Genomic DNA, 25,834 nt, shown 5'->3' with positions numbered 1-25,834 from the left:
ACCCTCCCCCTCCAGGGGAGGGTGAACAAGAAAAAGCCCGGGCGTTTCCGCCCGGGCCTGTCGTCGTCTGGTGGCTGATCCGACCTGTCGGGCCGATCAGAAGTCCATGCCGCCCATGCCGCCGCCGGGGGGCATCGCCGGGCCGGAGTTCTTCTTCGGCAGCTCGGCGATCATGGCCTCGGTGGTGATCAGCAGGCCGGCGACCGAGGCGGCGTTCTGCAGCGCGGCGCGCACCACCTTGGTCGGATCGATGATGCCCTTCTGGACCAGGTTGACGTACTGGCCGGACTGGGCGTCGAAGCCGAACGCGTACTCGGCGTTCTCCAGGATCTTGCCGACGATCACCGAGCCGTCCTCACCCGCGTTCAGCGAGATCTGGCGGGCCGGGTAGGACAGCGCCTTGCGGACGATGTCGACGCCGTGCTTCTGGTCCTCGTTGGTGACCTTGACCTTCTCGATCGCCTTGATGGCGCGGAGCAGGGCGACGCCGCCGCCCGGCAGAACGCCTTCCTCGACGGCCGCGCGGGTGGCGTGCATGGCATCGTCCACGCGGTCCTTGCGCTCCTTCACCTCGACCTCGGTGGCGCCGCCGACGCGGATCACCGCGACGCCGCCGGCCAGCTTGGCGAGGCGCTCCTGGAGCTTCTCGCGGTCGTAGTCGGAGGTGGTCTCCTCGATCTGCGCCTTGATCTGCGAGATCCGGGCCTCGATCTCCTCCTTCTTGCCGGCGCCGTCGACGACCGTGGTGTTCTCCTTCTCGATCGTCACCTTCTTGGCGCGGCCGAGCATCGGGAGCGTCACGTTGTCGAGCTTGATGCCGAGGTCTTCGGAGATGGCCTGGCCGCCGGTCAGGATCGCGATGTCCTGCAGCATGGCCTTGCGGCGGTCACCGAAGCCCGGCGCCTTGACGGCCGCGACCTTGAGGCCGCCGCGCAGCTTGTTGACCACGAGGGTGGCCAGCGCCTCGCCCTCGACGTCCTCGGCGACGATCAGCAGCGGCTTGCCGGTCTGCACCACGGACTCGAGCAGGGGCAGCAGCTCCTGCAGGCCGGAGAGCTTCTTCTCGTAGATGAGGATGTAGGGATCCTCGAGCTCCACCCGCATCTTGTCGGCGTTGGTGATGAAATAGGGCGAGATGTAGCCGCGGTCGAACTGCATGCCCTCGACGACGTCGAGCTCGGTCTCGAGGCTCTTGGCCTCCTCGACCGTGATGACGCCCTCGTTGCCGACCTTCTTCATCGCCTCGGCGAGATAGCGGCCGATCTCCGCGTCGCCATTGGCCGAGATGGTGCCGACCTGGGCGATCTCGTCGTTCGACGTGATCTTCTTGGAGTTCTTCTTGAGGTCCTCGACCACCGCCTCGACCGCCAGGTCGATGCCGCGCTTGAGGTCCATCGGGTTCATGCCGGCCGCGACGGCCTTGGCGCCCTCGCGGACGATCGCCTGGGCCAGCACGGTCGCCGTGGTGGTGCCGTCGCCGGCGATGTCGGACGACTTCGAGGCCACCTCGCGCACCATCTGGGCGCCCATGTTCTCGAACTTGTCCTCGAGCTCGATCTCCTTCGCCACCGTCACACCGTCCTTGGTGATGCGGGGGGCGCCGAAGCTCTTCTCCAGCACGACGTTGCGGCCCTTCGGACCGAGCGTCACCTTCACGGCATTGGCGAGCACGTCGACGCCGCGCAGCATCTTGTCGCGCGCGTCAGACGAAAACTTCACGTCCTTGGCAGCCATTGTTCTTCAGCTCCTGAAAGAATCCGTTGCGTTCTCCCGACCCGGCGAGACCACGGTGCCGACCTTTGCGATCCGGCATGGTCCGATCAGGCAGGTGATGTCCGTGTGAGGTCAGGCGGCCTTCTTCTTGGCCTCGGTGTCGGTGAGAACGCCCATGATGTCGCTCTCCTTCATGATCAGCACGTCGACGCCGTCGAGCTTGACCTCGGTGCCCGACCACTTGCCGAACAGGACCCGGTCGCCGACCTTCAGATCGAGCGGGACGAGCTTGCCGGCCTCGTCGCGGCCACCCGGGCCGACGGCGACGATCTCGCCCTGCTGGGGCTTCTCCTTGACGGTGTCGGGGATGATGATGCCGCCGGCCGTTTTCGCTTCGGCCTCGAGACGCTTGACGACGACGCGGTCGTGAAGCGGACGGAACTTCATGCTGTCCTCCTAAGTTTTTGATGCAGAGCGTTGAATTGGATCGCGGGTCGGCCGGCAGGGCGGTGGCCCCGGGCGCCCGTCTGCGACTTGGTGCTGGCCGGGACCCGGTTCAAGAGGGAGGCCGAAAAAAATTGGCACTCGGCAGGGCGGACTGCCAACACGGCGGGATCGCCGTCCGGTCGGGCGCCGAGATGAGCCGAAGGTTTGCGCCGGGGCGACAGGGTGAGCCCTGGTAGCACCTTCCAGTCGAGGCTGCTACGCCTGTTTGATGAACACTTTGTTTACCAAATGCGCTTGCAATGATCGGAGGTGGCGTTGGAAGATTTCCCGGTGGATACGGATGGGGGACACCATGGCCTCTAAGGAGTTCTTGAAGCAACTGCACGGCTACGGCCTGACGACCGCGCATATCCTGTACAGGCGGCCGGATCATCCCTGGCTGCTCCAGAGTTATCTCTGGCAGGAGTACGACCTCCACCCGCATTTTCCGGAGTTGAACAAGTTTCTCGGCTTCTGGCGCGAGAAGCTCGAAGGCCCGCTGCACTCGGTCACGGTCGCCCATTCGCGGCTGATCAAGCCGGCCGAGATCAAGGCGGTCGACGGGATGTTCACGCTGAACTGAGCGGCGGGCAGGTGCCGTAGGGCGCAACGAGCGGACCGAATTGCGCCGGCCGCCGAGTCGGTCGGCGATGTTCGGCGCAATTCGCACGGGCTCAGGGCGCCCTACATCCTCGGTCCCGGCATTCACTCCGCTGCGCTCGCAGGCGGCAGGGCGATCGTCTCGACCTTGGAGAGGTCGAGTTTTTTCGACGCATGGTCGATGTCGAATCCGACCACCTCGCCGTCGGCGTCGAGGTCGACGACGAGTCCTGCGACGATCTCCCGCGTCTCCGCACCGGGAGCATCCTTCAGCTCGATGTAGAGACTGTCGGTCTCCGGATAGTAGTGCAGCTTCATCAGGGCTCCTCGCGAAAATCGCGGTCGAAGGACGCGTTATGGATCGTCTCGCCGTCATCCAACGTCACGACTCGAAGGTGGCGCGCCACACCGTCTTCCGCCACGACTCTGCCCCAGAAGCGAACCCGTCCATCGGCCTGGCTTTCGCGCCGGATCGGGTCGGCGATTACGCTGATGCACCATTCCGGACGAATGTTGGGACGCTTTCGCAGCACCTGTTCGGCAAAATACCGCGTCGTCTTCATCGAGGCAGGATCCGGCGCCACAACTCATGCTGGCGCAGACTAGCCGGGTTGCGGGGACAATTAAAACCGGACAGCACGGAAACGAGTGAAAGCGCTGACCGACGTCACACCATCGTCCCTACCGTCGCGCCGATGACGCAGGTGGAGAGGGTGCCGGAGACGATCGACTTGACGCCGAGGCCGACGATCTCGTCGCGGCGTTCGGGTGCCATTGCAGACAATCCGCCGATCATGATGCCGAGACTGCCGAAATTGGCGAAGCCGCAGAGCGCGTAGGTCATGATCAGCCGCGACCGGGGGGACAGCGCCTCGGGCGGCAGTTTGGCCAGCTCCACATAGGCGATCAGCTCGTTGAGGACCGTCTTGATGCCCATCAGGCCGCCGGCCGAGACGGCCTCCGACCATGGCACGCCCATCAGCCAGCACACCGGCGCCATGGCGATCCCCAGCATGCGCTGCAGCGTCACCGGGGCGCCGAGAACATCCGGCAGCAGGCCGAGGATCGCGTTGGCGAGATGCACCAGCGCGACCAGCACCAGCAGCATGGCCACGATGCTCAACAGCAGCTCGAGCCCCACCGTGGTGCCCCGCACGATGGCGTCCATGGTGCTGTCGGCGATCTTTGCGGGGGCCTCCGTCGGCGCGGCGGTGCGGCCGGTGTCGCGGTCCGGCACCATCAGGTGGCTGATCAGGATGGCGGCCGGTGCGCCCAGGATGGAGGCGATGGCCAGATGCCCGGCGACGCCCGGGATCGTGTCGCGCAGCAGCGTCGCATAGAGCACGAACACCGTGCCGGCGATTCCCGCCATGCCGCCCGTCATCACCATGAACAGCTCGCCTCGGGTCAGCCCGGCCAGATAGGGCCGGATGAACAGCGGCGCCTCGACCATGCCGACGAAGACGTTGGCGGCCGTCGAGAGTCCGACCGCGCCGCCGATCCCCAGGGTCCGTTCCAGCACGGCCGAGAAGCCGCGCACGATCGGCTGCAGGACGCCCCAGTGGAACAGCAGCGTGGTCAGCGCGCTCACCACCAGCACGATCGGCAGCGCCTGGAAGGCGAGGACGAAATCGGTGCCCGGGATCGTCGGGTCGAAGGGCAGGGTGCCGCCGCCCAGATAGCCGAACACGAAGGAGGTTCCGGCCCGGGTCGCCGCCGCGATCGCGTCGACCGCCGCCGCGGCCCCGGCGAAGGCCGCCGTGACGCCCGGCACCTTGAGAAGCAGCAGGGCCAGGCCGACCGTGAGGGCGAGCGCCACCAGCACGGTGCGGGGGCGGACCGCCCGGCGGTTCTCGCTGATCAGGAACGCCAGCGCCAGGAGCGCCAGGAGTCCGGCGGCGGATTGCAGTTGCGGCAGCAGGGTGGCCATTCGGGTATCCGGTCGGACATCGTCCCATGCAGGAATCGTACGAGGCGGCGCCTGGGTGAGACGGTGGGCACGATTCTGCGGCGCCGTCAGCTCAATACCGCAGGCCGCCGGCCGCCCCGGGGCCGCGGCCCGGGGGTGCGGCCGGGTGCGCGCCGTGCGTGTTCCGGATGCGGCGTCGCGCAGGCGTGGTATGGTCGGCCATTGGCAGCCGGCGGAGACCCGCGATGGCCCGTGTTCGCTTCGATTTCGGATCGACGACCCTCGACGCGACGCTGCTCGACAGCCCGACGGCCGAGGCCCTGGTCGCCGCACTTCCGTTCACGGCCTCGGTGCTGGTCTGGGGCGACGAGGTCTATTTCGAGGTGCCGGTGCGGGCGCCGCTCGAGCCGGGGGCGCGCGCCGTCGTCACGCCCGGCGAGATCGCCTACTGGCCGGACGGCCCCGCCATCGCGATCGGGTACGGCCGCACCCCGATCAGCCAGGACGGGGAGACCCGGCTCGCCGCGCCCTGCAATCTGTTCGCCCGGGCCGACGACGACGTCCGGACGCTCGCGACCGTGCCGGCCGGCGCCCGGGTGACGGTGATCCGGATCGACTGAACGGGGCGCCGCGCGGCTCCGCCGGAAGCAAAATCCCGCGGCCACGATGCCGGCCAGCCGCTTCGGGCTAGGGTCTATCCCGACCGGGCGAATAATCCATGGTTCCGCGCAACCTCTTGTCAATCTTCTGAAAAATAAACGGACTCCCGGGCGGGACGCGTTAACCGTCCGTGCTCGACGGCGGCGCAATGTGATGTCCGACCGCCGAGAGAAGCTCGGCGCATTGAGCCATGCTGGACAGGGTCCCGGCAGAACCCGAGATGCCGTCGTTGTCGATCCGATTTCCCAAGGTACTTCCGCGATTGCGCGCCGCTGCGGGCGCCGGGGCCAGGCGGCCGCTCGGTCCGTACGGTCTGGTGCTGCTGGGGCTCGCCTGCGTGTCGGCGATCTGGATCGCGGCGATCTACGAGATTCGCGAGGAGCGCCGGTTCGTCGCGCAGGAGGCGCGGCAGACGACGGCGAACCTCGTCCGCGCCTTCGAGGAGCACATCATCCGGTCGATCCGCGGCGCCGACCAGACGCTGCTGTTCGTCCGCGAGATCTACGCCCGCGATCCGGCCGGCTTCGACATCCGCCCGTGGGCACGGGCGAGCGAGGCCGCGAACGACTTCGCCTTCCAGGTCTCGGTCGTCGACCGCAACGGTCGGCTCGTCACCAGCAGCCTCGATCCCGGGGGGCCGCCGCTCGATCTCAGCGACCGCGAGCACATCCGGGTCCACCTGAACGGCGAGCGCGACGCGCTGGTCATCAGCGAGCCGATGTTCGGGCGCGTCAGCAACAAGTGGTCGATCAACATCTCGCGCCGGATCCCGGCCGCGGACGGCAGCCTGCTCGGCGTCGCCGTGGTGTCGGTCGACCCGGCCTATCTGTCGCGCTTCTACGACTCGATCGACGTCGGCCGCAAAGGCGTGATCGCGCTGGTCGGCGAAGACTCCGTGGTGCGTACCCGTGTCGGCAACGGCGAGACCGTGATCGGCCTGCGCCTCAAGGGGAGCCCTCTGTTCGCGGCCTTGTCGCGCGGACCGGCCGGAGACGTCACGGCGCGCAGCTCGGTCGACGGCGTCACCCGCTCCTTCAGCTACCGAAAGATCAAGGATCTGCCCCTGATCGTGCTGGTCGGCCTCGCCGACGAGGAGATCTACGCGGCGTTCGAGCGCAACCGTGCCGCCTATCTGGGCGTCGCCGTCGTGCTCACGCTCGCGACCGTCGTGGTGATCGTGCTGCTGCAGCGCTATCAGCGGGGCTTGCAGCGGGCGACCGAGGCGGCCGAGACGGCGGCCCGCACCCGATCCGAGTTCATCGCGGTGATGAGCCACGAGATCCGGACGCCGCTCAACGGCGTGATCGGGATGGCCGGCCTGCTGGTCGACAGCGGACTCGCCGGCGAGCCGGAGCGTTACGCCTGCACGCTGCGCGATTCCGCCGAGCATCTGCTCCACATCGTCGACGACGTGCTGGATCTCTCGAAGCTCGACGCGGGCTGCCTGGAGATCGAGGAGATTCCCTTCGATCTCGCCCGTCTGGTCGACGGGACGGTGCGGGCCGTCGCGCCGCGCGCCGCCGCGAAGGGCCTCGCGCTCGGCACCGTGCTGGCTCCCGACCTGCCGCGCAGCGTGGTCGGGGATCCGGGGCGCATCCGCCAGGTGCTGCTCAACCTGCTCACCAACGGGCTGAAGTTCACCGACAGCGGCGGCGTCACGGTCGAGGTCGACGTCGTCGCGGCCCGGCGGCCTCGCCGGATCGGGGTCGCCATCGAGGTCGTCGATTCGGGCATCGGCATCTCGCCCGAGGCGATGCCGCGGCTCTTCTCCGACTTCCACCAGGCCGACCGCTCGGTGTCGCGGCGGTTCGGCGGCACCGGCCTCGGCCTCGCCATCTGCAAGCGGCTGGTCGAACGCATGGGCGGTACCATCACGGTCGACAGCTCGGTGGGCTGCGGCGCGACCTTCCGGGTCTGCATCGATCTCGACCTGCCGGATGTCGATGTCGCCCGTCTCGACGGCGTCGTGGCCGACGCTCCGCGGGTTCTGGTCCTCGACCGCAATCCGGTGTCACGCACCGCCCTGGTCCGCCAGCTCGCGCTGCTCGGCGCCGACACCAGCGCGGCCAACACCCGTGACCTCGGCATCTCCATGGCGTGGAACGCCGCCGTCACGGCGCAGCCCTTCGTCTGCATCGCGATCGACGAGACGGTGGCCACGGGCGACACCGTCCGCTCGCTGCGGGCGGAGCCCTGCATGGCGTCGGCGCGCCTCGTGCTGCTGACCTCGACGCCGATGCAGGAGCGTTTCGCGGCGCTCGCCGAGTCGTTCGACGCCGTGCTCGGCAAGCCGCTCGCCTACGCGACGATCCGTGACGCGATCATCGGCGACGCCAGCAGCGCGGACGTTCCGGCCGCCGCGGCCGAGGACGAGCAACTGCCGCTCGGCGCCTTGCATCCGCTCCGCATTCTCGTCGCCGAGGACAACGCGACCAACCAGCTGGTCGCCCAGAAGCTCCTCGAAGGGCTGGGCTACACGGCCGCGATCGTGCCGGACGGCGCCGAGGCGGTCGCGGCGGCACGGACCGGCGACTACGACCTCGTCTTCATGGACGTGATGATGCCCGGAATGGACGGCCTGCAGGCGACCCGGGCGATCCGCGCGCTTCCCGAGCCGGCCGGCCGCGTCCACATCGTGGCGCTGACCGCCAACGCCTTCAAGCACGACGCCGAGACCTGCCGCATCGCCGGCATGAGCGACTTCGTCGGGAAGCCGATCACCCGCGACCGGCTGGAGGCGGCGATCCGTCGCTTCATCGGCCAGCGGCCCCCCGTGACGGAGATCGCCGCGCCGCCCGCGACGGAGCCGCCGACCTTCGATCCCGCGACCTTCGCCAGGCTCGGCGAGGAGATCGGGGCCGACGGCGTCTGCCAGGTGGTCGAGACGTTCCTGGCCGACTCGCGGGACCGCATCGCGCAGCTGCGCTCGCACGTGACGGCCGGCGCCGCCGGGATCGAGCTGGAGGCGCACACGCTCAAGGGCGCCGCCGGAACGCTCGGCTTCATGCGCCTGTCCGAGCTCGCCCGGCGGCTCGAGGAGGACGCCCGGGCCGGACGCAGCCGCGGTCTCGAGGCTCAGGTCGAGGCGCTCGCCGCGGCGTTCGAGGAGCTCGGCGGCGTGGTCGCGCAGCTCGATCCGGCCGGCGGTGTCCCGTCGGACCGGGCCGCCTGAGCCGGCCCGCCCTCAGCCCCGCCCGACGAACGGCATCTGGTTCGCCATCACGGTCATGAACAGCACGTTGGCGTCGAGCGGCAGGCTCGCCATGTAGGCGACCGCCTGGCCGGCATGGGCGACGTCCATGCGGGACTCGACCATGCTGTCGCCGGTCGGCTGCAGCACGCCCTGGCCCTGCGCCATCCGCTCCGTGAGCGGGGTGGCCGCGTTGCCGATGTCGATCTGGCCGCAGCAGATGTCGAACGGCCGCCCGTCCAGCGCGACCTGCTTGGTCAGCCCCGTGATGGCGTGCTTGGTCGACGTGTAGGCGACGGCGCGCGGGCGCGGCGTATGGGCCGAGATCGAGCCGTTGTTGATGATGCGGCCGCCGCGCGGATCCTGCGCCTTCATGATCCGCACCGCCTCCTGGATGCACAGGAACGGGCCGGTCAGGTTGGTGTCGACGACCTTCTTCCAGGTCTCGTAGGGCAGGTCCTCGATCGGCACCGCCGGGGCGCCCACACCGGCATTGTTGAACAGCAGGTCGAGCCGCCCGAACCTCTCCCGCACGACCGCGAACAGCGCCTTGATGGCGGCCGGCTCGGAGACGTCGGTCGGAACGCACACGCTCTTGCCGCCCGTCTCGGCACCGAGCCGCGCCGTCTCGTCGAGCATCTCGGGCCGGCGGCCGGCGAGCACGACGGTGAAGCCCGTCGCCATCAAGGCGAGGGCGGCGGAACGGCCGATCCCCGTGCCCGCTCCAGTCACCACCGCGATCTTTTCGCGCGTCGTCGCTCCCCCGCTCATCGTTCTCTCCTTTTTTAGAGCTGCCCGGCCAGGAACCCGGCCGGTTCGCGGCGATCATAAACCCCGATTGCCTTTTTTCCGACACAGACTTCTAAAGGGGCAACCGGTGCCGTATGCTACCTGACGTTTCGAAAATCCCCCGACTCGGGGTGAGCGGACATTACCGCGGAGTGTCGGCCATGCGCCTTCCGTCTCTCGCCGTCGGTGCGTTCTGTGCGGTCGTGTTGGGGGCCTTGGTGACGGCCGGGGACGCCAGGGCGGATCGCCGGGTCGCCTTCGTGGTCGGCAACGGCGCGTATCGCTCGGTCGAGCCGCTGCCCAATCCGCCGATCGACGCCGCCGCGATGGCGAGCCTGCTGCGCAATGCCGGCTTCGAGGTGGTGGAAGGGACGGATCTGGGCCGCGACGCCATGACGGCGAAGCTGCGCGACTTCGCACTGCGCACCCAGGGCGCCGACGTGGCCCTGTTCTTCTACGCCGGCCACGGCATCGCGGTGAACGGCAAGAACTACCTGATCCCGGTCGACGCCGACCTGAGGTCCGAGATGGACGTGAAGTTCGGCGCGGCGATCGACATCGACGTCACGCTCGACCAGACCATGAGCGACGCCAAGGTGAAGCTGGTGCTGCTGGACGCCTGCCGGGACAATCCGTTCGCCGCGAAGATCCGCTCGGCGACCCGCACCCGCAACGTCGTGGTGTCGTCCGGCCTGGCCGAGATGAAGTCGGGCGAGGGGACCCTGATCGCCTTCGCGACAGGCCCGGGCCAGACCGCGCTCGACGGCACCGAGGGGAGCAACAGCCCGTTCACCCGCGCGCTGCTCGCCCATCTCGCGACGCCGGGGCTGGAGATCCAGCAGGCGATGACGCGGGTCCGCGCCCAGGTCAGCGAGGAGACCAAGAAGCAGCAGCTTCCGTGGGGCCACACCAACCTGACCGGCTCGGTGTTCGTGAACCCCACCGGCGCCGTGGCGTTGTTGCCGGCCGACACCCCGTCGTCGTCCGACGTGGCGCCGCCGGCCGGCGGGCTGACCCGCTCGGTGTCCGAGGCGGAGCTGGAGTTCTGGCGGACCATCAAGGACTCCAACAAGCCCGAGGAGCTCAACGCCTATCTGCTGAACTTCCCGAACGGCCAGTTCCGCCCGATCGCGCTCGCCCGCATCGCCTCGCTGCAGGCGCAGCCGACGAAGCCGCGGGCCGCCGCCGAGGCGGCCGATCCGGCCCTGTTCACGGCGGAGGCGAGCCTCGCCACCGAGGACAAGCTCGGCCTCACCAAGGCCAAGCGGCGCGACGTGCAGAAGCGGCTGTCGGCGCTCGGCTTCGACACCAAGAGCGACGGCAAGTTCTCCGACGACACCCGCAAGGTGATCACCCGCTGGCAGACGGCGCGCGGCTACCCGGCCAGCGGCTACCTCAACGGGCCGCAGCACAAGGCGCTGCTGAAGGAGGACGTCTCCGACAGCGACACCGCCGAGGCGGGGGCGAAGAGCGGCAAGCGGGCCGAGCGTACCGTGGTGATCCGCGAGCGCTCGCGCGGCGGCGGCAACTCCGGCGCCCGCCCGTTCAACGGCCCGCCGCCGATCTTCAACATGATGCTGGGCGTGCCGTTCGGGCGAAGGTGACATCGCAGCGGCTCGACGCGGGCGGCACTCACGCGTCCCCGCGCAGCACCGGGGATCGGGCCTGGAGCCGTCGCATCGTCGTGTCGAGCACCAGGCCGACGGCGAGCATCACCAGCAGATAGGCGAACACCACGGGGCTCTCGAAGAAGCGCTGCGAGTACATCAGCGTCGCCCCCATGCCGCCGCCGCCGCCCACCATCTCGGCCGTGAAGGTGGTGATCAGCGCCACCGGCAGGGCGACCCGCATGGCGGCGAAGATGCGCGGCGCGCAGGCCGGCAGCACGACCCGGCCGAGCAGCACGCCGGCGGACGCCCCGAGCGAGCGCCCCGACCAGATCAGCACGCGGTTGATGCCGCGCGCTGCCGCATAGGTGCCGATCGCCACCGGAAACACGCAGGCGAAGCCGACCAGCAGGATCTTCGACAGGCTGCCGATCCCGAACCACAGGATGAAGATCGGCAGGAAGGCGATCTTGGGCGAGGGAAAGCCGAGCGCCACGAAGGGATCGAGCAGCCAGTGGGCGACACGGTTGCGCGCCATCGCGATGCCGACCAGCACGCCCGCGAGCGTCGCCAGCGTCAGGCCGCCGGCGGCGCGGCCGAGGCTGATGGCGAGATCCTCGGGCAGCGAGCCGTCGCGGATCACGCCCCACAGGGTCACGACCACGGTCGAGAAGGCGGGGAGAAACAGCGGCGGCACCAGGCCGGCGCGGGCGACCGCCTCCCAGGCGGCCAGCACGACGACGACCGACGCCACCGAGCGAACCCGCAGCCACAGCGGATCGTGCCTGCTCATGCCGGGCGTCCTCATGCGGCGTCCGCGGCCGGCACGGCGGAGTCGTGCCAGCGCAGGATGCGGTGCGTCACGGCGAGCAGGGCGCGATCGGCCGAGAAGGCGACCGCGACGACGCTGGTGATGGCGGCGAACATGTAGTCGTAGGTGCCGTTCTCGCCGTACATGAAGATCAGCTTGCCGATGCCGCTGTTCGCCGCGATCATCTCGGACGAGATCGCCAGCACGAACGAGAAGCCGAGCGCGATGCGCAGCCCCGTCATGATGTCGGGCAAAGCGTGCATCAGGAAGACGCGGCCGAGCATCTCGCGGTCGGAAAAGCCCATCGCCTGGGCGCTCCACACGAGAACCTTGGGCGTCGTCGCCACGCCGTGATGCGTGTTGACCACCACGGGCAGCAGGCAGGCCAGGAAGGTGGCGCAGATCGCCGTGGTCGAGCCGATCCCGAACCACAGGATGAACAGCGGCACCAGGGCCGATTTCGGCAGCGAGTAGGTCGCCCCGACCAGCGGCGCCGCATAGGCGTCGAACACCTCGGAGCGGGCCATCATGACGCCGATCCACACGCCGGCGGTGGCGCCCAGCGCGAGGCCCGTGAAGGCGCGCAGCAGCGTGACGGCGATGTTGTCGCCGATCTGGCCCCCGCGCAGGAGGTCGACCAGCGCCACGGCGACGCGGCCCGGCGGCGGCAGGAAGGCGGGATCGACCAGCCCGGCGACGCCGACGAGATGCCAGGCCGCGACGAACAGCAGCAGCGGGACGATGCGGGCGAGGGGGGCCAGAGGAGCGAGGCGGGCGAGGCGACGCATCGGCGCTTCAGCCCGGATCGGCATGGGCGGCCGCGACGGCCTGCCGCCGCACCGAAAGCCATACGGCGTTGCGCAGCCGGTTGAACGGCTCCGAGACGACCAGTTCCTCGCGCGGCAGCGTGCGGTCGAGATCGACCGAGAACTCCTCGACGATGCGGCCGGGCCGCGCCGACATGATGCAGATGCGGTTGGACAGGTACACGGCCTCGCTCACGTCGTGGGTGATCATCAGCACGGTCTTGCGGGTGTCGAGCCAGATCCGCAGCAGCTCGTCCTGCATCATCTCGCGGGTCTGGGCGTCGAGGGCCCCGAACGGCTCGTCGAGCAGCAGCACGGCGGGGTCGCACGCCATGGTGCGGGCGATGGCGACGCGCTGGCGCATGCCGCCCGAGAGCTCGCGCGGATAGCGGTGCTCGAAGCCCTTCAGGCCGATGACGCCGATCAGGCGGTCGGCGACGGCGTCGCGCTCCGCCTGCGGCACGTCGCGCCGCTCCAGCCCGAACAGGATGTTTCGGCGCACCGTGAGCCAGGGGAACAGCGCGTAGTCCTGGAACACGATCCCGCGGTCCGTTCCGGGTCCGCGGATCGGCGTGCCGTCGACCAGCACGTCGCCGTCGGCGGACAGGAATCCGCCGACGACGTAGAGGAGGGTGCTCTTGCCGCAGCCGGAGGGCCCGACGATCGACACGAACTCGCCCTCGGCGAGCGTCAGGTCCACGGTGTCGATCGCCAGCAGCGATCCGTGGCCGGTCGAATAGGATTTCGACAGGCCGCGGATCTCGATCTTCGCGTCGCTCACGGTGCCGGCCGGCCTCACGTGGCGCACGGGAACGGCAGCAGGCTCAGGTCGAGATATTTCGAGACATCGACGCGCTGGTCGATCAGCTTCTCCTCCAGCATGGCGTCGATCGGCTTCTGGATCGCCGCCGCCGGAACGCAGCCCTTGATGTCGCGGTAGTAGTCGCGCGGCGTCGCGAAATACGACTCCAGCACCGGCTTGGGCGACTTGGTGAAGTCGGCGATGAGCTCGATCGCCTTGGCGCGGTTGGCCGGATCGTAGTACCAGGCGAGCCCGTCGACGTAGTCGGCCAGGAAGGCCTTCACGGCGGCCTGGTTGCTCTTCAGGAAGGCGTTGGAGGCGACCTGGAAGATCACCGAGGACGGGCCGAAGGCGTCGCCGCCCGTGAACAGCGGCCGCAGGTCGCCCTTGGCGGCCTCGGTCGGCAGGAACGGGATCACCAGCACGCCGCAGTCGACGCGCTTCTCGCGGATCGCCGGTGCCATGTTGGGGAAGGAGACCTCGACGATCTGCACGTCGCGGCGCGGATCGAGGCCGTTCTTCTTGAGCACGACGCGCAGCACCAGGTCGACGGCGGAGCCGAAGGCGTTGATGCCCACCTTCTTGCCCTTCAGGTCGGCGACCGACTTGATGGGAGAATCGTTCGGCACGAAGAACGTGTTGGTGGCGTTGCCCGGGTGACCGTCCTGATAGTTGTCCGAGACGATCGTCATGCCGCCCGGCAGGGCGTTCTTGGCGATCATGGTGGCGAAGGCCGAGAACGACAGGGTCGCGAGATCGACCTGGCCGGACGCCAGCAGCGTCGCCGCCTCGGGCGTGCCGCGCGTGAACGTCATGTCGAGCGTGTAGGCCTTGCCGTAGTTCTTCAGCACGTTCTGCTTGAGATGATCGAGGAAGACGATGGTCTCCATCTCGTTCGGGCCGATGCCGCCGCCGGTGGCGTAGCGGATCTTGACCGGGTCGGCCGCGGCCGGCGCGACGAAGCCGGTCGCCGTGCCGATGGTCGCCGCGCTCGCCGCTGCCGCCGACGTCCGCAGGACGTCGCGACGCGACACGAGCCGGGGGTGATCGCTCATGGTCGTCTCTCCTCGATCGGGCCGATGCGTGGCGCACCGGTCGTGCTGGTGGTGGTGGTCGTGGTGGTCGTTCTCCTGGCCGCGACGCTGCCGCTGCGGCACGATGTCCGGAATCGTCCTTGCGCCCGCGCCCGGGTCGTCTATATGCGGCACCTCCAACCGGAGCATTGTATACCATGCCTGTCGAGAAGACCCAGCCGAAGGCGCTGCCCCAGCGCGTCGTAAACGGCCACGTGCTCTATCATCACGTCGTCGTCGCCACCGGCGGAAAGTTCGTGTTCGTCTCGGGCCAGCTCGCCCGCGCGGCGGACGGCAGCATCGTCGGCCCGCGCGACATGCGGGCGCAGATCAAGCAGGTCGGCGAGAACCTCAAGGTGGCGCTGGAGTCGGTCGGCGCGAGCCTCGCCGATCTGGTCAAGACGACGACCTTCGTCACCGACATCGACGAGTTCTTCAAGCATGTCGACGTGCGCCACGACTATCTCGGCGTCGCGCTGCCGGCGAGCACCACCATCGAGGTGCGGCGGCTGTCGCATCCGGACCTGCTGGTCGAGATCGAGGCGGTGGCGCTGCTCGATCGCTGAGCACGTCTGCTCGCAGGAACGGCGTTTCGCCATCCGGCACGCGACCGGTCGGGCCGTGAACCGCTCTGCGCGAGCCGCTGAACGATGGGGGCGGGAGGAACGGGGCATTCCGCGTCGGATCGGGGGTCACGGGGACCGCCGCGATGCACGCGCCATGCCACCGCCCGGCCGCGAGGGCGGAACCGTGCGGCAGCGCGGCAATCGCCGCGCCGCGTCTCACATGCCGAGATAGGGTGGCCGCGGAATGTCGAGATGGGCGGCCCGCAGCGCCGCCGACCAGCGCCGGCGCAGATCCTGGAAGTAGGGCTCCTCGGGCTCGATCCGATAGGCGAGCTCGGCGACGCAGGCGTCGCGGCGCGCCACCAGGAGGTCGAGCGGCATGCCGACCGAGAGGTTGGAGCGCATGGTCGAGTCGAACGAGATCAGCCCCATCTTGAGCGCGTCGTAGAGGTCGGTGTCGTGGGTGACGGCGCGGTCCAGCACCGGCTTGCCGTATTTGTGCTCGCCGATCTGCAGATAGGGCGTGTCGCGCGTGCACTCGATGAAGTTGCCGGCCGAGTACATCATGAAGAGGCGCGTGCGCTCGCCCTTGATCTGGCCGCCGAACAGGAAGGACAGCTCGAACTTGACGTCGGCCGCCTCCAGCGCCTGGCCCTCGGTGTGGGCGAGCGAGCGGATGGCGCGGCCGATGCGCTGCGCCGCCTGGAACATGGTGGGCGCGTTCATCAGCGTCTCGCGCTCGCCCGTCTCGGGGTTTTCCAGGCCCTCGTTGAGGATGCTGAGCACCGACTGGGTCAGCGACAGGTTGCCGGCCGAGGCGACCGCCATGATGCGCTCGCCCGGGTTGGAGAACACGTGCAGCTTGCGGAACGTCGAGATGTTGTCGAGGCCGGCATTGGTGCGCGTGTCGGCGATCATCACCAGGCCATCGCGGACCAGGATCCCGCAACAATAGGTCATTCCGTCGAGCCCCATCGAATCCCGGCTGCGGTGCAGCACCCGGCGCTGTTCCGCCCGCAGCATCGTGTTCTCCCTTGTCCGGCCCGCATCATGCACGATCCCGGCCCGGCGTCATCGGGGGCGACCCCGATGTCCTCAGTTCTGTAGCTGCTGGAACGCCTGCGCCACGTTGACGGCGACCTCGAGGGTCTCGCCGACGCCGCCGAAGCGGGTGCCGCGCACCGGCGCCGCGCCGAGATAGTCGAGCCCGGTGGCGACCCGCACATAGGCATCGGTGGCACACATCGCGTGGGTCGGGTCGAAGGCGACCCAGCCGAGATCGGGGACGTGCGATTCGACCCAGGCGTGGCCCGCCTCCTGCGCCGTGATGCCGTCGTTGCGCCAGAAGTATCCGCCGACGTAGCGCGACGGGATCCCGAGGCTGCGGGCCGCCGCGACGAACACGTGCGAGAGGTCCTGGCAGACGCCGCGCCGCAGGCTGAAGGCCTCGGACGCCGTCGTCGCCGAGTGGGTCGGGTCGGCGTCGAACGTCACCTCGGAATAGACGGCGCGGGTCAGCGCGTGCAGCCGCGCGATCGGGTCGGTCGCGGTCCCGGCGACGTCGCGGGCGAAGGCGAGGATCGCCGGATCGGCCCGGGTCAGCTCGGTCTCGCGCAGATAGAAGCTCGGCGGAAAGCGCTCGATGGTGCCGTGCAGCAGCCCGTCGGTGTCCTGCGTCTCCACCTCGCCCTCGACCAGCACGTCGAGCTGGTCGGTCGGGACCTCGGCCGTGAACGAGTGGGTGATGTTGCCGAACGCGTCTTCCTGGGTGGTCAGGCGGCAATCGGCCGAGACGTCGATGCGCCAGCGCACGACGTGCTGCCCGTCGTGCGGGCGCGGCGTCATGCGCAGCGTCTGGATCACCCGGGTGGCGGGCGAGTCGTAGTGATAGGTCGTCTGGTGCGAGACGCGAATGCGCATGGGACAGCCGGTGAGGGCCGCGGCGGGCGGTTCACATCAAATATTGACGAGAAATCGATCCGCCGAGCTCGTTGTTGTCGGAGATGAACTCGGTGATGAATTCGTGCAGTCCGCTCTGGAAGATTTCTTCCATCTTGAGATTGGAGAGCCGGGTCCGGATGCCGCGCGCCTTGCGCTGCGAGGCGCCCTGGCGGCCGTAGGACTCGGCGATGGCGTCGCAGTACCGTAGCAGATTGTCGTAGCAGCTCGCCAGCGAGCGCGGCATCTTCGGATTGAGGATCAACAGGTCGGCGATGAGCCAGGGCTTGAGGCTCTCGCGATAGACCCAGTGATAGGAGGTCAGCGCCGCGACCGAGCGCAGGATCGCGGCCCACTGGTAGTAGTCGAGCGGCCCGCCGATATGCGTGTCCTCGGGCAGCAGCAGGTGGTACTTGGTGTCGAGGATGCGGGCCGTGTTGTCGGCGCGCTCGATGTTGCAGCCGAGCCGGAAGAACCAGTAGGCGTCGGTGCGCAGCATGGTGCGGTAGGCCGAGCCGTCGAAGCGCAGCGAGATCTCCTGGACCCAGCGCAGGAAGCGCAGCGTCTCCTCGCGCGAGCCCGGCGCGTTGTTGAAGCGCTTGAGCTCCAGCCAGGCGCCGTTGATGACGTCCCACATCTCGCTGGTCAGGGCGGTGCGCACCCCGCGCGCATTGGTGCGGGCGAGCTCGATGCAGTTGCGGATCGAGCTCGGATTGTCGGCCGAGAAGGCGAGGAACTCCTTGACGCTCTCCTCGGTCGCCTCCGGATAGGCGGCGTGGAAGGAGCGGCTGCAGCCGGCGGTGGCGACCGCCGACTCCCATTCGTTCGTCGAGCCCACATAGGCGAGGGGCAGCGCCGTGAGGCGCATCGTCACCTCGAGGATGCGGGCGAGATAGTCGGCCCGTTCGACGTAGCGGGCGACCCAGTAGAGATTGTCGGCGGTTCGGGACAGCATGACCACGATTACGTATCGAGCACCCAGGTGTCCTTGGTGCCGCCCCCCTGGCTGGAATTGACCACGAGCGAGCCGCGCTGCAGCGCGACCCGGGTGAGCCCGCCCGGCACGATCCGCACCGTGTCCTTGCCGGTGAGCACGAACGGGCGCAGATCGATGTGTCGCGGCGCCACCCCCCGCTCGACCCAGGTCGGGCAGGTGGAGAGCGCCAGCGTCGGCTGGGCGATGTAGTTCTTCGGATCGGCCTCGATCCGGGTGCGGAAGGCGGCGAGCTTGCCCTTGTCGGCCATCGGCCCGATCAGCATGCCGTAGCCGCCCGAGCCGTGCACCTCCTTCACCACCAGCTCGTCCAGCTTGTCGAGCACGTGCGAGAGATGCTTGGGATCGCGGCAGCGCCAGGTCGGCACGTTCTGCAGGATCGGCTCCTCGCTCAGATAGAACTTCACGATGTCCGGCATGTAGCTGTAGATCGCCTTGTCGTCGGCGATGCCGGTGCCGACCGCATTGGCGAGCGTGACCTGGCCGGCCTGGTAGGCGGACATCAGCCCGGGGACGCCGAGCGAGGAGTCGGGCCGGAAGGCGAGGGGATCGAGGAAGTCGTCGTCGACGCGCCGGTAGATGACGTCGACGCGCTTCGGCCCCTCGGTCGTGCGCATGTAGACGACGCCGCCCTTGACCAGCAGGTCGCGTCCCTCGACCAGCTCGATGCCGAGCTTGTCGGCCAGGAACGAGTGCTCGAAATAGGCCGAGTTGTAGATGCCGGGCGACAGCAGCACGACGTTCGGCTCGGCCGCCGCCGTCTCGGGCGCGACCGACTTCAGCGTCGCCAGCAGCTCGTCCGGATAGTTCTCGACCGGGGCGACCCTGTAGCGCGAGAACAGATCCGGGAACAGCCGCATCATGATCTCGCGGTTCTCCAGCATGTAGGAGACGCCGGACGGCGTGCGGGCATTGTCCTCCAGCACGTAGAAGGTCTCCGGGCCGACCCGGACGATGTCGATCCCGGCGATGTGCACGTAGACGTCGTGCGGCACCTTCTGGGCGTTCATCTCGGGCCGGAAGACCTGGTTCTGGAACACGAGGTCTTCCGGGATCACGCCGGCCTTGAGGATCTCGCGGCGCCCGTAGATGTCCTTCAGGTACATGTTGATGGCCTTGACCCGCTGGGTCAGGCCGCGCTGCAGCAGCGTCCACTCGGACGAGGACAGGATCCGCGGGATGACGTCGAACGGAATCAGCCGTTCGGTCGAGTCCGCCTCGCCATAGACCGCGAAGGTGATGCCGATGCGCCGGAACAGCAGCTCGGCCTCCTGGCAGCGCTGGTCGAGCACGTCCGGGGAGAGGTCGCGAAGCCAGGCGTCCAATCCCTCGTAGGCCGGTCGGACCGAACCGTCCGCCCCCTTCATCTCGTCGAAACATTCCGCCATGACAGGCCCCTGACGGCATCCGGCCGGAGGCGGACGCCCCGACCGACTCGATGCAAGCTTCAAGCCACTGTTCCATGACGAGACAACCGCGTCGACCCGCCCTGGACGCGTGCAAAGTCGCAGGCTTCCGTCTGGACTGCCTACGTATTAGGCTACCGGTGATGAAGCGCCGTGCGATCGCCGGTGGATGCGGCCGAGATCCGCGTCCGGCGCGCTTGAGCGGCTCCTGCGGTCGGGATACAGGACAGCGACGCCGGAGTTGCACAATGAATGAAAAGACACTCGATTCCGCCGCCGCCGGGGCCGCCTCGGTCGAGGTGGTGACGGCCGCCGTCCTGGTCATCGGCGACGAGATCCTGTCGGGCCGCACCAAGGACAAGAACATCGGCTACATCGCCGAGTATCTGACGACGATCGGCATCGACACCAAGGAAGTCCGGGTGGTCTCCGACGTCGAGGACGAGATCGTCGCGGCCTTGGATGCGCTGCGCAGCCGGTACACCTACGTGTTCACCACCGGCGGCATCGGGCCGACCCACGACGACATCACGGCGGACGCGGTGGCCAAGGCGTTCGGCGTGCCGCTCGACTTCGACGAGCGCGCCATCGCGATCATGCGCGAGCGGTTCGGCGGCGCCGAGCTCAACGAGGCGCGCATGCGCATGACCCGCATCCCGCGCGGCGCCGACCTGGTCGAGAACAAGGTGTCGCGCGCCCCGGGCTTCTGGATCGGCAACGTCGTCGTCATGGCCGGCATTCCGAGCGTCATGCAGGCGATGCTGGACGAGGTGGCGCCGAAGCTGCGGACCGGGGTGAAGCTCCTGTCCGAGAGCGTGCGGGCCGACCTGCGAGAGGGCGACATCGGCACCGAGCTGGGGCTGGTGGCCAAGCAGCATCCCGACGTGATGATCGGCAGCTATCCGTTCACCGACGAGGCGGGCGGGCCGAACACCAATCTGGTGGTGCGCGGCCGCGATCCGCAAAAGCTCGCGGCGGCGCGAGCCGCCGTCGAGGAGATGCTGGTGCAGGTGCGCGCCGCGCTCGCGGCGAAGACGTGATTCGCCGGACACCGGGTCCCGGCCCGGGCGTCCGAGACTGGGTGTTTGGCACGCCGCCGTCCCGGACCGGACGGCCCGCGTGCCGTCTGTTCTGGAGAGACGACATGGCCGCGGCCGCGACCCCCGACAAGCACTTCCCGGTGTCCTGGGACATGTTCCACCGCGACTGCCGGGCGCTGACCTGGCGGCTGGCCGGGCAGGGGCCGTTCGACGCCCTCGTCACCGTGACGCGCGGCGGCCTGGTGCCGGCCGCGATCGTCGCCCGCGAGCTCGGCATCCGGGTGATCGAGACGATCTGCGTGGCGAGCTACGGCGGCGCCAGCGGCGTGCCCGACACCCAGCAGGGCAGCCTGAAGATCCTCAAGGGCGTCACCGACGCGATCCTGAAGATCGGCAACGGCTCCGGCGGCCGGGTGCTGATCGTCGACGACCTCGTCGACACCGGCAAGACCGCCCGGGTGGTCCGGGACTTGCTGCCCAACGCGCACTTCGCCACGGTCTACGCCAAGCCGATGGGTCGGCCGCTGGTGGATACCTTCATCACCGAGGTGTCGCAGGACACCTGGATCTTCTTTCCCTGGGACACCGGGCTCGCCTTCCAGCCGCCGATCGCCGGTGGCGCCTGAGCCCGGGAGGAGACGACATGACCGGCCCGCAAGACGACCAGTTCGACGATGACGACGACGCCGTCGTCGAGGAGCTCGACCGCCACTACGAGGCGCTGCGCACCCAGGTCTACGACTACATCGACGAGAACGACGTCCCCGACCAGATCATCGCGGCGCTGCTCAACGACCTGGCGCTGGAGATCCGCAAGGTCGCCTATGTGCTCGACACCGAGAAGCCGTCGGTGTCCGGGCTGAAGCTCGAGCTCGACCGCTACAAGAGCGACCTCGATGCGGCGATCCGGCGCCACAAGAAGGAGGCCGAGGAGTTCATCGACGGCATGCGCGAGGCCATGGCCGAGGCGCAGGAGCGCCTCGCCGAGGAGCTGGAGCAGCTCGAGGACACCGACACGGACGAGGACGACGACCTCGACGACGACGATGACGACGAGGCCGCCGACGACACGGCCGCCGAGACCGAGACCGAGCCGGAGGCCGACGAGCCCGCCGGCAAGCGCAAGCCCGGCAAGGACAAGGACAAGACCAAGTCCTGACGGGCCAGGGACGCGCCGGGCGTGAGCCCGGCCCCTGATCGCCGGCCGGTGACCCGGCCGTACGCTCCGCCCGGCGCGCGGCCCCGCTCACGCCTCGTGCGGCGCATCGGCCGCGCAGTCCCTCGTTGCGACTCCGGCCTCGCTTGCTAGATTGCCGCCGTTCCCGCGGACGTGGCGGAACCGGTAGACGCAGCGGACTTAAAATCCGCTGGGGGAGACCTCGTGCGGGTTCGAGTCCCGCCGTCCGCACCATATCGCATTGAATTTATCCAGCGGCGTGGACGGATCGATGAATCTTGCAGAACATCTTCCAGATGCGAACGTTCTAATATCTCTCGAGCCTGAAGAGCTTGGTTTGTATATTCTTCGTGCTCTTAGCGAGGGGCGCCAGTCGGATATTAGTCTAGATGGATTTACACGGACTGCATTGCAGGCCTATGCAGGTAATGCGAATCGAGACGAGGTCATCGAAGCCCTACGGGAAGCCTGGGCCTGGCTGGAGGGACAAGCGTTGCTGCTTTCGGACCCTCGATTTCGCGGGGCTCATGAATACAGGGTATTGAGCCGGCGTGCTTTTAAGATTGCGACGGATCCATCAGCTCGTCGCGCGTCGAGAGGTTATATTCTTCCGAAAGATATGCTCAATGCATCTGTTAGAGAGGAGGTGTGGGGATTGTATCACAGGGGGAAGTACGACACTGCGGTATTTGAAGCGATGAAGGCCGTGGAAGTAGCCGTCCGCAACGCCGCGAATTTGAACGCGAACGATATCGGTGTTCCTCTGATGCGTAAAGCGTTCGACGTCAGCAATGGCGTGTTGACGGACGCCTCGGCAGAAAGAGGCGAACGTCAGGCTCTCAGCGATTTATTTTCGGGTGCAATTGGCGCCTATAAGAATCCCCATTCACATCGAGATGTTGCGCTTACGAACCCGGACGAAGCGGCGGAAATCATTCTTCTTGCAAATCACCTGCTCCGCATAGTCGACGGGCGTCGGGAATAATTTGATCCCGACACGCAAATGCTTTGACTCACCCCTCGTGGTGAGGAGCGGCTGCAGGCCGCGTCTCGAACCATGAGGCCGCCCTCGCCCTTCGAGACACGCCCTTCCGGGCGCTCCTCGGGGTAAGGTCGGGGAGATGTCGTTTCAATTGTGCGCCGGCTTCATCTGTAACGGGAGGGGTACAGCGCATCGGATCGTCGAGCGGAGCGAAGTCTATTTTCCGGCTGGCCGGGAAGGCGATGTGCTCGCCTTCGGCTCGACCCATTTTGCGCGCCGAGGCAAGCATAGCCCCGGCTCTCTCCTCACCTCGACGAGCGAGGCGCGGGACCGCGCGCCTTGGTAAAAAACAGCCGACGGAGAGGTCGAATGGACGCGATCGAGACCGAGCGGTTGATCCTGAGAGACTTTAGGACCGGAGACGCGCCCGATCTGCTGGCCTATCTGCACCGGCCCCGGGCGAGCTGCTTTTTCTCCCTCAGGCTGGACGATCTCGGTGCCGCCGAGGCCGAGGTGGAACGGCGCAGCAAAAGCGACGAGCATGTCGCGGTGTGCCTGCGAGGCGCCGACAGGCTGATCGGCGATCTGTTCCGCGTCCCGGAGCCGCCCGACACCTATGCGGTCGGCTGGAACTTCAACGCGGCGTACGGCGGCGCCGGTTTCGCCTTCGAGGCCGCGCGGGCCCTCGTCGCGCATCTGTTCGCGGTGAAGCAGGCGCGGCGCCTCTATGCCTATGTGCTACGGCATGCACAGATCTCGGTGCGACGGAGTGACTCGGGGCGGCGGGAGGCCATTCCCCTCGGTGCCCACCGTGTGATTCTGTTGGCGACACTTCGGACGAATCGGAGTGTCGCCATGGAGTGGACGGGTTGGTCGTTGGGTCGGTTCGGGGATCGCCGCCTCGATAAAGGGGGGCGGCGCTGCTCGCCGGCATTGTCGCGCATGCCAGCGTCTGCTTGCGCCAGCTGAGCAATGGCGAGCGATCGCAGGAAGTCCGGTTCAACCGGCTGTTGGGGAACGACAGGGTCACGGTCGAGCGCTTGATCGAGGGCTGGAGCGAGCAGACCGCCCCGGCTTCGGCCGGGCGGCACGTGCTGGCGATCCAGGACACCAGCGAGATCAACTTCGCCACCACGGCCGAGCGCCGCCGTGGCTTGGGCGAGATCGGCAAGGGCTCGGGACGGGGCCTGCTGGTGCATGCCATGGTGGCGGTCGACGCCGACAGCGGGAGCTGTCTGGGGCTGGTCGCCGGCCGCATCTGGACCCGCCCCGGCCGGGTCACGGTGCCGCACGCCGAACGCGCCCTGTCCGACAAGGAATCCGAGCGCTGGGTGAGCACGGGCGAGCAGGCCAGGACCGTGCTGGCGGCGGCCGCGCGGGTGACGATCGTCGGCGACCGTGAGAGCGATTTCTACGCGTTCTGGGTGACGCTGCCGCGGCCGAACCTCGATTTGATCGGACGGGTGATGCACGACCGCTGCGTCGCGGACGGCCGTCTTCTTTCGGCCGCCGGCAAGCGGTTCGCGTGGGCCGGCACGCGACGCGTCGAGCTGCCGGCGCGAGCCCCCAACCGTCCGGCCCGGTCGGCGGAGGTGATCGTACGGTTCGGCCCGGTCGCGCTGCGGCGGCCCAAGGGCCCGCACCATCGCCATCTGCCCGAGAGCGTTGCGCTCACCTTGGTCGAGGTGGTCGAGCCGTCGCCGCCGGAGAACACCGCGCCGCTGCACTGGCGCCTGCTCACCACGCACACGGTCGACGACGCCGCGGCGGCGTGGCGCATCGTCGATTGGTACCGGCAGCGATGGACCATCGAGCAGCTGTTCCGGCTGATGAAAAAGCAGGGTCTCCGCCTCGAAGACAGCCAGATCGAGACCGCGGAACGCCTCCTGAAGCTCGCCGCGATCGCCACCAAGGCGGCGGCCGTCACCCTTCAACTCCGGCAGGCCCGCGACGGAACCCGCGTCGAACCGGCCAGCACCGCCTTCACGGCGGACGAGGCCGTCGTGCTCGACGCCCTCGACGCCGAGTACCACGGCAAGACCGCGCTGCAGAAAAACCCGCACCCGCCGCGAAGCCTCGCCTGGGCCGCGTGGATCATCGCCCGTTTGGGCGGCTGGGACGGTTATCCGTCCTCCAAACCGCCCGGACCCATCACCTTCAGCCACGGCCTCGAGCGGTTTCGAACCATCGCCGAAGGCTGGCTCCTCCGCGACAAGCACGTGCCCCCACGAAATGTGTGCATGCCGTAGTGCCTATGTGGAGGAGGGCAACCTCGCGTCGCAGCGCCTGTGCGAGCGGCTCGGCATGAGGCGAGAGGGGCTGTTCGTGGAGTTCGTGTCGTTCACGACGGACGACGACGGCGCTCCGGTGTACGAGAACACGATGCAGTACGCCATTCTCCGACGAGAATGGGGCGCGTGACGATCCCGGACCGGCCACGTCTCGCAGGGTATGACGGGATGATGTCCGGCACCTTTCGCATTATCCCTTTCTCACATCCGCGTCATTAACCGTTTTCGCGCGTGTACGGGCGGTTTCGCGCGTCCTACGCTCAGGGCGTAGGGGCGTGTTCACGTCTGGCGGTTTAGCTGGTCCGCAAGATCAACGCGTGTTTCGGGGAGTTGTCCATGTCGCGTCTGCACGGGTTCGCCCTGACTGCCGGCCTCGCGCTGGGGATGGGGCTCGTCGCACCGGCCGCGCAGGCCGGGAGCTGGGCGGGGCAATGCTGGGGCTGCGGCCCGGCCTCGGGCGGCTACGCCACGGTCTATTACGCGCCCGGCTTCGCGCCGACGCAGTACCGCACGCCCCCCGTCTACTACGCCCCGCGATACTATCCGCCGACCTATTACCCGCCGCTCGCCTATGCGCCGCGGGTCGCCCCGGCCTATTACAGCGCCTATGCGGGCTGCTGCTTCGCGCGCGAGCCCTTCGTCGGCACGCCGTGGGGCTGGCAGGGCTCCGACTGGGGCTGGTCGTACGGCTGGCGCGATCCCTACTGGAACTGGCGCCGCTGGTGACATCCGGCACGCGGGCTTTGCCCAAATCGTCGTTCCGGGGCGCGGGCGCAGCCCGCGAGCCCGGAATCCATATCCCCGGTGCTGGTGGCTCACGATAGACAAGGGGTATAGGTCCCCGGCTCGGCGCTGGCGCGCCGCCCCGGGACGACCGGGACTTCGTGCGAGGCCCTCGCCCTCGCCTGCGCGGGCGACGACGGCCGAGAGGCCGTACGGTCAGGCCGAAACCCGAGCGATCGTCGATCGCCAGAACGCAAAAGGGCCGCCCGGT

Annotated in this window: 27 protein-coding genes and 1 tRNA gene; 14 read left to right on the top strand and 14 right to left on the bottom strand. The window is 68.4% G+C overall.

Annotated elements, in window-relative coordinates; genetic code table 11:
* Nucleotides 1–96: 96 nt before the first annotated feature.
* Nucleotides 97–1,734: a chaperonin GroEL gene (gene groL, locus CH341_RS12110; protein ID WP_111419281.1), complete on the bottom strand. Its 1,638-nt coding sequence runs from the start codon at nt 1,732–1,734 to the stop codon at nt 97–99.
* Nucleotides 1,735–1,845: 111 nt separating this feature from the next.
* A complete protein-coding gene (locus CH341_RS12105) occupies nt 1,846–2,160 on the bottom strand; it encodes a co-chaperone GroES (protein WP_111419280.1) in 315 nt (104 codons plus the stop codon).
* Between the two features lie 352 nt (nt 2,161–2,512).
* Between CH341_RS12105 and CH341_RS12100 the strand changes: the two genes are divergently transcribed.
* Nucleotides 2,513–2,782 (top strand): usg protein, encoded by a 270-nt coding sequence (locus tag CH341_RS12100; RefSeq protein WP_210208269.1) that lies wholly within the window; start codon nt 2,513–2,515, stop codon nt 2,780–2,782.
* Between the two features lie 122 nt (nt 2,783–2,904).
* Here the strand turns inward: CH341_RS12100 and CH341_RS12095 are convergent, their stop codons facing one another.
* The 3 genes from CH341_RS12095 to CH341_RS12085 all read right to left on the bottom strand — a co-directional run bounded on the left by CH341_RS12095 (nt 2,905) and on the right by CH341_RS12085 (nt 4,717).
* Nucleotides 2,905–3,117, bottom strand: a complete 213-nt coding sequence (locus CH341_RS12095) for a DUF2283 domain-containing protein (protein WP_111419278.1) — start codon at nt 3,115–3,117, stop codon at nt 2,905–2,907.
* Nucleotides 3,117–3,362 (bottom strand): hypothetical protein, encoded by a 246-nt coding sequence (locus tag CH341_RS12090; RefSeq protein WP_111419277.1) that lies wholly within the window; start codon nt 3,360–3,362, stop codon nt 3,117–3,119. Before CH341_RS12090 ends, CH341_RS12095 begins: the two co-directional genes overlap by 1 nt.
* A 104-nt stretch (nt 3,363–3,466) precedes the next feature.
* Nucleotides 3,467–4,717, bottom strand: coding sequence for a NupC/NupG family nucleoside CNT transporter (locus tag CH341_RS12085; protein ID WP_111419285.1), 1,251 nt, complete (start codon nt 4,715–4,717; stop codon nt 3,467–3,469).
* Between the two features lie 236 nt (nt 4,718–4,953).
* Between CH341_RS12085 and CH341_RS12080 the strand changes: the two genes are divergently transcribed.
* Entirely contained in the window at nt 4,954–5,328 is a 375-nt protein-coding gene (locus CH341_RS12080; protein WP_111419276.1) for a cyclophilin-like fold protein, read from the top strand.
* A 269-nt stretch (nt 5,329–5,597) separates the two neighbouring features.
* The gene (locus tag CH341_RS12075; RefSeq protein ID WP_170149590.1) at nt 5,598–8,540 is read left to right on the top strand and encodes a hybrid sensor histidine kinase/response regulator; all 2,943 of its coding nucleotides are present in this window, start codon (nt 5,598–5,600) and stop codon (nt 8,538–8,540) included.
* A gap of 12 nt (nt 8,541–8,552) precedes the next feature.
* Here CH341_RS12075 and CH341_RS12070 read toward each other — a convergent pair whose 3' ends face one another.
* The gene (locus CH341_RS12070; RefSeq protein WP_111419274.1) at nt 8,553–9,329 is read right to left on the bottom strand and encodes an SDR family oxidoreductase; all 777 of its coding nucleotides are present in this window, start codon (nt 9,327–9,329) and stop codon (nt 8,553–8,555) included.
* Nucleotides 9,330–9,508: 179 nt separating this feature from the next.
* On the opposite strand from CH341_RS12070, the gene CH341_RS12065 reads away from it, so the two are divergent.
* The gene (locus CH341_RS12065) at nt 9,509–10,951 is read left to right on the top strand and encodes a caspase family protein (RefSeq protein ID WP_111419273.1); all 1,443 of its coding nucleotides are present in this window, start codon (nt 9,509–9,511) and stop codon (nt 10,949–10,951) included.
* 28 nt (nt 10,952–10,979) lie between these two features.
* Here CH341_RS12065 and CH341_RS12060 read toward each other — a convergent pair whose 3' ends face one another.
* Genes CH341_RS12060 through CH341_RS12045 form a run of 4 tightly spaced genes read right to left on the bottom strand, consistent with a single transcriptional unit; the run spans nt 10,980 to nt 14,428 of the window.
* The gene (locus CH341_RS12060) at nt 10,980–11,747 is read right to left on the bottom strand and encodes an ABC transporter permease (RefSeq protein ID WP_170149589.1); all 768 of its coding nucleotides are present in this window, start codon (nt 11,745–11,747) and stop codon (nt 10,980–10,982) included.
* Between the two features lie 11 nt (nt 11,748–11,758).
* Complete coding sequence (locus CH341_RS12055; RefSeq protein WP_111419271.1) at nt 11,759–12,553, bottom strand: ABC transporter permease; 795 nt, start codon at nt 12,551–12,553, stop codon at nt 11,759–11,761.
* Nucleotides 12,554–12,560: 7 nt separating this feature from the next.
* On the bottom strand, nt 12,561–13,352 hold the full coding sequence (locus CH341_RS12050) for an ABC transporter ATP-binding protein (RefSeq protein WP_111419284.1): 792 nt from the start codon (nt 13,350–13,352) through the stop codon (nt 12,561–12,563).
* Nucleotides 13,353–13,366: 14 nt separating this feature from the next.
* The gene (locus CH341_RS12045) at nt 13,367–14,428 is read right to left on the bottom strand and encodes an ABC transporter substrate-binding protein (protein WP_170149588.1); all 1,062 of its coding nucleotides are present in this window, start codon (nt 14,426–14,428) and stop codon (nt 13,367–13,369) included.
* Nucleotides 14,429–14,604: 176 nt separating this feature from the next.
* Between CH341_RS12045 and CH341_RS12040 the strand changes: the two genes are divergently transcribed.
* Nucleotides 14,605–15,012: a RidA family protein gene (locus CH341_RS12040; protein WP_111419269.1), complete on the top strand. Its 408-nt coding sequence runs from the start codon at nt 14,605–14,607 to the stop codon at nt 15,010–15,012.
* 216 nt (nt 15,013–15,228) lie between these two features.
* Here CH341_RS12040 and CH341_RS12035 read toward each other — a convergent pair whose 3' ends face one another.
* From CH341_RS12035 to CH341_RS12020, 4 genes are all read right to left on the bottom strand, one after another.
* A complete protein-coding gene (locus CH341_RS12035; protein WP_111419283.1) occupies nt 15,229–15,972 on the bottom strand; it encodes a proteasome-type protease in 744 nt (247 codons plus the stop codon).
* Between the two features lie 135 nt (nt 15,973–16,107).
* On the bottom strand, nt 16,108–16,932 hold the full coding sequence (locus tag CH341_RS12030; protein ID WP_111419268.1) for a transglutaminase family protein: 825 nt from the start codon (nt 16,930–16,932) through the stop codon (nt 16,108–16,110).
* A 31-nt stretch (nt 16,933–16,963) separates the two neighbouring features.
* Nucleotides 16,964–17,905: an alpha-E domain-containing protein gene (locus CH341_RS12025; protein WP_111419282.1), complete on the bottom strand. Its 942-nt coding sequence runs from the start codon at nt 17,903–17,905 to the stop codon at nt 16,964–16,966.
* A gap of 8 nt (nt 17,906–17,913) precedes the next feature.
* Complete coding sequence (locus CH341_RS12020; RefSeq protein ID WP_111419267.1) at nt 17,914–19,332, bottom strand: circularly permuted type 2 ATP-grasp protein; 1,419 nt, start codon at nt 19,330–19,332, stop codon at nt 17,914–17,916.
* Between the two features lie 266 nt (nt 19,333–19,598).
* On the opposite strand from CH341_RS12020, the gene CH341_RS12015 reads away from it, so the two are divergent.
* From CH341_RS12015 to CH341_RS11975, 9 genes are all read left to right on the top strand, one after another.
* Nucleotides 19,599–20,390 carry a competence/damage-inducible protein A gene (locus tag CH341_RS12015; protein ID WP_111419266.1) on the top strand — a complete coding sequence of 264 codons (792 nt, stop codon included), beginning with the start codon at nt 19,599–19,601 and terminating at the stop codon, nt 20,388–20,390.
* 104 nt (nt 20,391–20,494) lie between these two features.
* On the top strand, nt 20,495–21,016 hold the full coding sequence (gene gpt, locus CH341_RS12010) for a xanthine phosphoribosyltransferase (RefSeq protein ID WP_111419265.1): 522 nt from the start codon (nt 20,495–20,497) through the stop codon (nt 21,014–21,016).
* Between the two features lie 17 nt (nt 21,017–21,033).
* Nucleotides 21,034–21,549, top strand: a complete 516-nt coding sequence (locus CH341_RS33655; protein WP_146604448.1) for a hypothetical protein — start codon at nt 21,034–21,036, stop codon at nt 21,547–21,549.
* A 165-nt stretch (nt 21,550–21,714) separates the two neighbouring features.
* Nucleotides 21,715–21,801, top strand: a tRNA-Leu gene (locus CH341_RS12000).
* Nucleotides 21,802–21,838: 37 nt separating this feature from the next.
* Nucleotides 21,839–22,552 carry a TIGR02391 family protein gene (locus tag CH341_RS11995; protein WP_111419264.1) on the top strand — a complete coding sequence of 238 codons (714 nt, stop codon included), beginning with the start codon at nt 21,839–21,841 and terminating at the stop codon, nt 22,550–22,552.
* A 366-nt stretch (nt 22,553–22,918) separates the two neighbouring features.
* Nucleotides 22,919–23,518 (top strand): GNAT family N-acetyltransferase, encoded by a 600-nt coding sequence (locus CH341_RS11990; protein ID WP_111419263.1) that lies wholly within the window; start codon nt 22,919–22,921, stop codon nt 23,516–23,518.
* A 41-nt stretch (nt 23,519–23,559) separates the two neighbouring features.
* Nucleotides 23,560–24,798, top strand: a complete 1,239-nt coding sequence (locus CH341_RS11985; protein WP_245431011.1) for an IS4 family transposase — start codon at nt 23,560–23,562, stop codon at nt 24,796–24,798.
* A complete protein-coding gene (locus tag CH341_RS11980; RefSeq protein WP_210208268.1) occupies nt 24,782–24,970 on the top strand; it encodes a GNAT family N-acetyltransferase in 189 nt (62 codons plus the stop codon). Before CH341_RS11985 ends, CH341_RS11980 begins: the two co-directional genes overlap by 17 nt.
* Before the next feature lie 206 nt (nt 24,971–25,176).
* Nucleotides 25,177–25,566: a hypothetical protein gene (locus tag CH341_RS11975; protein WP_111419261.1), complete on the top strand. Its 390-nt coding sequence runs from the start codon at nt 25,177–25,179 to the stop codon at nt 25,564–25,566.
* The last annotated feature ends 268 nt before the right edge of the window (nt 25,567–25,834 follow it).

This window comes from Rhodoplanes roseus (genome assembly GCF_003258865.1).
GTDB lineage: Bacteria > Pseudomonadota > Alphaproteobacteria > Rhizobiales > Xanthobacteraceae > Rhodoplanes > Rhodoplanes roseus.
The sequence above is the reverse complement of the archived record's forward strand: the minus strand, read 5'-3'. Positions and strand labels throughout refer to the sequence as shown.